The organism is Lacticaseibacillus camelliae DSM 22697 = JCM 13995 (assembly GCF_001311195.1).
Classification (GTDB): Bacteria; Bacillota; Bacilli; order Lactobacillales; family Lactobacillaceae; genus Lacticaseibacillus; species Lacticaseibacillus camelliae.
Genome location: NZ_BBAJ01000117.1, coordinates 1 through 4955, shown reverse-complemented (window position 1 = coordinate 4955; position 4955 = coordinate 1). Strand labels below are relative to the sequence as shown.

The window sequence follows — 4955 nt, the reverse complement described above, 5'->3', positions numbered from 1 at the left end:
GCAGTTCGAGCTGGTGACCGGGCTGAAAATGGCCCGCCCGGTTTCGGACGTGGATGTTATCATGAATCGCCCAGCCCAGCCGCTGAGCTTGGCCGCCGCCGCGCAGTTGGTCCAGCGGCTGCAGGCCATTGCCGGCGCGCACGCGGACATTCAGGTGGTTCACGGTCAGGACGCTTCTCCCTGGAGGAGTACGCCCAGCACCGGGACGCTCAGATCATGATGAAAACGGCGAGCGGTCCCCAATTGACAGATGACCCCTGGCATTTTGAAAGCGAGCGTTAAAAGTGTTAGAAGTGCCTGAAGCAAAATTAGCCATTCAAACTGAAGGCAGCGGCCGTCCGGTGGTGTTTCTCAACGGGTTTGGCAGCTACAAGGAGATTTGGACCGCGCAAATGGCAACGTTTAGCCGGCGCGCGCAAACCGTGTGTTTCGACTACCGCGGCCAGGGCGAATCGATCGGGGCCGTGGCAACCAGTCTTGAGCAGCTGGCGGATGATCTGCTGGCTGTCATTAAAGGACTGAACCTGACCCGGCCGCTGCTGGTCGCGCACTCAATGGGTGCCAGCGTGCTGTGGGCGTTTCGCCAAAAGTATCCAGAAGTTGCGGTCAGCGGACTAGTGATCGTGGATCAGTCGCCGAAAATGATCAACACGCCTGACTGGCCGTACGGGTTTCAGGGCCTCACCGCACGCACCGCACCGGTGCAGCTGGTGCGACCGCGCCCGGGCCACGAGACCCTGCACGGCATGGCGCCCCAGGTGATGAACACCTTCATCCGCGCCGAAAGTCGCCATCCGTTTTCCCATGAGGCAGGGCTTGCTCTGCTCAAGAATCATTACGAAGCGGACTGGCGCGGGGCGGCGACGGCGGAAACGGCGCCGACACTGTTTGTGACCGCCTTGCAGACCCCGTATTTCAACAATGGGTACGGCCAGTGGGTGATGCGCCGCAACGCGCATGTGCGTGAGGTGATGATTCCCAATTGCGGTCATGATATCATGGCCGAGGTGCCGGAGCCGTTCAACCAGACGCTGCGGCACTTCATGATGCAGAACAAGTGAAAGGACTCTTTTATGTCGTCATATAGCTCGGCGCAGCTCGCCAATTTTGCCACGCGTGCACTTCTTTACGAAGTGAGCGTCAATCCCAAGCCAGGGCTGGTCGATCCGGTCAGCGCCGGTCCGCATCCGGACATGACGGTGTTTACCTTCATCGACTCCAGCCTCAGCCTGCAGCCTTACCTGCAGTTCTGTGCCACTGCGGGCGCGGGGTGGACAGCTGAGCTGCCCGCGCTGTTCCAACAGCTGCGCCCGGCCGGCGTCCAGGCGGAAAAGGCGATGTACCAGGCGACTGGCGGGGTTAACACCCACAAAGGCGCGATCTTTTCGCTGGGCATCCTGGTCGCGGCGACGGCCTATCAGCAGGCCGCACCAGGTGCCGCATCGGTGCAGGCCGTCGTTCAGCAGATGCTGGCGGGACTGACTGAGCAGGACTTCGCCCACACGGCAGGCAAACCCGCGGCCGCGCTGACGGCCGGGGAGAAACTCTACCTGGCCCACGGATTGACCGGGGTGCGCGGCGAGGCCGAAGCCGGCTATCCTAGCGTCTTTGCGCATGGGTTGCCCACGCTGAAGCAGGCCCAAGGCAGCTTGAACGAGCGGCTGCTCGACAGCTTGCTGGCAATCGTGGCCCATTTCGAGGATACCAATCTGATCCACCGCGCCGGGACCACTGCTGTCGTGGCTGACGCGCAGGCCCAGGCGCAGGCAATTCTTGATGCCGGGGGCACCCACACTGACGCTGGCAAAAAGTTACTCGCCCAAATGAACAGCGACTTTTTAAGGCGGAACCTGAGTCTTGGCGGCTCCGCGGATATGCTGATCTTGACGACTTTTCTCGCGCTGGTGAACGGCGTGATTTAATCAGTTACTGGTGTTTCGTTTCGCTATTCAGTTAGTGAGGCGAGGCACTTTTTGTCTCTTGGCGCATGGTTTCGCCAGCTAAAACGAGTTCATAAGCCGCCTTTATTCGGTCGGTCCGGCGCCGGTCAAGTAATCGTGGCCGAACGGGGGTCAGTGGTGGTACGCTGGACGCATTGGTTTTTGGTGACCGGTTTCTGCTGGCCAGTTCAGGCCATCTCATTCAAGGAGGCTCATGATGAGCAAAGACAAGGCGCCTAATTTACTGCAACAAGTGGATCAGCTATTGGCCGACGATGCAACCCCGGCAAAAGAAGTGGCGATCCTCCAAAGTGCCAAGGCGGATCTGACCAAGCACGTCTACGAGCCGCGGGTCGCAGCCGACCTTCAACGTCAGCTTTCCCCGCTGGCCGCCCGCGGTCAGCTTTCGTCTGCTGGGGTCCACTTTCTCTCCTGGCTGGCGGCGTCCTATCACGGCTGGGGCCAGCGCGGCATGGGAATGACGGAACTGTAAAGCCGAGTAATTTGCCGACTTGGCGGCAGGTGCGGTACGTTATACTTAACGAAAAACAGGGGGCAGACGATGGCCAATAACGGAATCGACAACAGTCAAATGGCAGAAAAAACACTGAAGGGGCAGCGCATCGCTGATCACTAATCAGACCGGGGTCGCTAAGGACTTCACCCCTGACGCGCAGGTGCTGAACACGTTAGGGAAAGTCGTTAAACTGTTCTGCCAAGGAGAGGCGACCGCGCCGGTTTCGGCGGTGCCGGTCGTGAACTTCACTGGCGCCAATTTGCCCGTGGGGGCGCTGGCTGACGTGGACGTGCTGGCTTACGACATCGCGGCCACCGGCGTGCGGTTCGATGCTAGTGTGGCGCTGGAGCTGGCGGGCATGCAGGCGGCAGCCGAGGCGGATGTGCCTTTCGTGGTCTTTGACCGCGTGCTGCCGCTTGGCCGCCTGGATCCGGAAGGCACGCCGATGCCGGCGGCGCTGGCTTCTGCTGATGGCGTGGCAGGGCTACCTATTTTACACAGCCTGACGCCGGGTGAGCTGGCGCGCTGGGCCAATCCGCAAATCGACTGCGACCTGCGGGTGGTGCCGGTGACCGGTTGGGACGCGACCGGCACGGTGGCGGAAAATGACCTGCCGTGGATCGCACCGAAGCAATTTCTCCCTACGCTGGCCAGCGTGGCGCTGCTGCCGGGACTGGGGCTGCTTGAGAGGCTCAATGTTTCGGTCGGGCGCGGCACCGCGCTGCCGTTTCAGCAGTTCGGGGCGCCGTGGCTGAACAGCCAAAAACTCAGCGAAATGCTCAGCCAGACCCTGGCCGGGCAAAGCAGGCAGGTCCACTACCGGCCGACCGTGTTCAAACCGCTGGCGGGCCAGTACCAGGGCGAGGTCTGCAAGGTATTCAGGTCCACCTGCAGCACCTGTGGCAGCCGCAACTGCTCAACGTCGGACTGGACATTCTGTTCGCGTTGCACGCGCTACACCCCAGTGAGCTGGTGGTAGACGCGAAACGCCTGGCTGCGCTGACGGGTGAAGTCGATGTGTTCAGCCAGGAGCTCAGCGCCCTGAAAAGTGCGAACAAAAAGGCGGGCGCCAAGTTTGCCGAAGCAAGCAAGGCCGCTCGTCTCTATCAGTAAAGTTTCAAGACCCGTGCAGATTCTGTGGCGCGGGTTTTAATTTGTCCCGGCCAGCGCCTGCAGCAAGGTGTTGGCAACGGATTTGACGCTCCACGGGTTTTGCCCCGTGATCAGCTGGCCGTCCTTGATCGCAAACGGCCGGAACGGGACCTTTTTGTCGAAGTGGGCACCGCGGTCTGCCGCGACTTTTTCGTTCAAAAACGGGACAAGGCCGCGCTTTTGCGAGAGGATTTCCTCTTGAGTCGTGAATCCGGTCACGTGGCGGCCGGCGATGAGGTACTGGCCTTGGTCGTCTCGCAAGTTAAGCAGGCCGGCGATGCCGTGGCAGACCGACGTCACATAGCCGCCTGAAGCGTAGATTTGTTGCGCGATGGTTTGCAGCGCTGGGTTCTCCGGAAAATCGAACATCACGCCGTGGCCGCCGGTGTAGTAAATGGCCGCGTAGTCGGTGGGGTTGATCACGCCCGGGGCTAACGTGTCGCACAAAGCGTTGCGCTGGAACTCACGGTCGCGGTACCGCGCCAGCACTGCGGCGTCGGCGGCTTTCAGGCTGCGCGGGTCCAGTGGCACATAGCCGCCTTGCGGGCTGACATAATCGATTTGGTAATGTGACGCCATGATGTCGACGAACTCGGTCGCCTCACCCAGCCAGAGGCCGGTGGCTTCGGGCTTCTTGGTGAACTGAGTCGTGTTAGTTAAGACAACGAGGATTTTTTTTCAAGACCACTCCTCCTATGATATGCGGCAGGTGCAATTGGCAATGAGTTAGCAGCACGTCGCCTATGTATGCGCTTTAATTCTAACGCATTATTGGCGGTTCGGATAGGGCGAACATGGTGGGTGCGAGATCCTTGTGCGGTGCGCAAATATTTTCTTTTCACCGACGCGGCCTGTATACTGAAGACGCAATTAAAGCGCGGCCAGCCGTCTTCAGGCCTGCCCGCAGCGGTGGTCACTTCACTCAGTCCATAAGGAGGAACGCCTCATGAAATCTGCCAATATTGTCTTGATCGGCGACGGTGCGATCGGCTCCAGTTATGCGTTTAACCTGCTCACCAGCGGGGTGGGCGGCAGCCTGGGCATCATCGATGTCAACATGACCCGCGTGCAAGGCGACGTCGAGGACCTGTCCGACGCGCTGCCGTACGTGGCGCAGAAAAGCATTTACGCGGCGAGCTACGCCGATGTCGAGTACGCGGACCTGGTCGTGATCACGGCGGGCGTCGCGCAAAAGCCTGGCGAAACGCGCCTGCAGCTGCTGGCGAAAAAACGCGGCGATCATCACGGACATCACCAAGAACATCATGGCCAACCACTTCGACGGCATCATCCTGGTGGCTCCAACCCGGTCGACGTGCTGACCGAGCTGGTGCTGCGCCTGTCCG

The 4955-nt window shown here is 60.5% G+C and carries 8 protein-coding genes; 7 read left to right on the top strand and 1 reads right to left on the bottom strand.

What is annotated here, in order from left to right; genetic code table 11:
* From JCM13995_RS12860 to JCM13995_RS14760, 6 genes are all read left to right on the top strand, one after another.
* Window positions 1-220, top strand: a 220-nt coding sequence (locus JCM13995_RS12860) for a phosphoribosyl-dephospho-CoA transferase MdcG domain-containing protein (protein ID WP_305068853.1), incomplete at its 5' end; no start/stop codon positions are given.
* 64 nt (window positions 221-284) lie between these two features.
* Window positions 285-1061 (top strand): alpha/beta fold hydrolase, encoded by a 777-nt coding sequence (locus JCM13995_RS12855; protein ID WP_054666320.1) that lies wholly within the window; start codon window positions 285-287, stop codon window positions 1059-1061.
* 12 nt (window positions 1062-1073) lie between these two features.
* Entirely contained in the window at window positions 1074-1922 is an 849-nt protein-coding gene (locus tag JCM13995_RS12850; protein ID WP_054666317.1) for a triphosphoribosyl-dephospho-CoA synthase, read from the top strand.
* A gap of 232 nt (window positions 1923-2154) precedes the next feature.
* Complete coding sequence (locus JCM13995_RS12845; RefSeq protein WP_082397870.1) at window positions 2155-2433, top strand: bacteriocin immunity family protein; 279 nt, start codon at window positions 2155-2157, stop codon at window positions 2431-2433.
* A gap of 133 nt (window positions 2434-2566) precedes the next feature.
* On the top strand, window positions 2567-3436 hold the full coding sequence (locus JCM13995_RS12840; RefSeq protein ID WP_082397869.1) for an exo-beta-N-acetylmuramidase NamZ domain-containing protein: 870 nt from the start codon (window positions 2567-2569) through the stop codon (window positions 3434-3436).
* On the top strand, window positions 3430-3570 hold the full coding sequence (locus JCM13995_RS14760) for a hypothetical protein (RefSeq protein ID WP_156314499.1): 141 nt from the start codon (window positions 3430-3432) through the stop codon (window positions 3568-3570). The genes JCM13995_RS12840 and JCM13995_RS14760 overlap by 7 nt, the downstream gene beginning before the upstream one ends.
* 36 nt (window positions 3571-3606) lie before the next feature.
* On the opposite strand, the gene JCM13995_RS12835 is transcribed toward JCM13995_RS14760, so the two are convergent.
* Window positions 3607-4188 carry a type 1 glutamine amidotransferase domain-containing protein gene (locus tag JCM13995_RS12835; protein WP_225350910.1) on the bottom strand — a complete coding sequence of 194 codons (582 nt, stop codon included), beginning with the start codon at window positions 4186-4188 and terminating at the stop codon, window positions 3607-3609.
* A 367-nt stretch (window positions 4189-4555) separates the two neighbouring features.
* On the opposite strand from JCM13995_RS12835, the gene JCM13995_RS12830 reads away from it, so the two are divergent.
* The coding region (locus JCM13995_RS12830; RefSeq protein ID WP_439645223.1) for a lactate/malate family dehydrogenase at window positions 4556-4955 on the top strand (400 nt) is incomplete at its 3' end.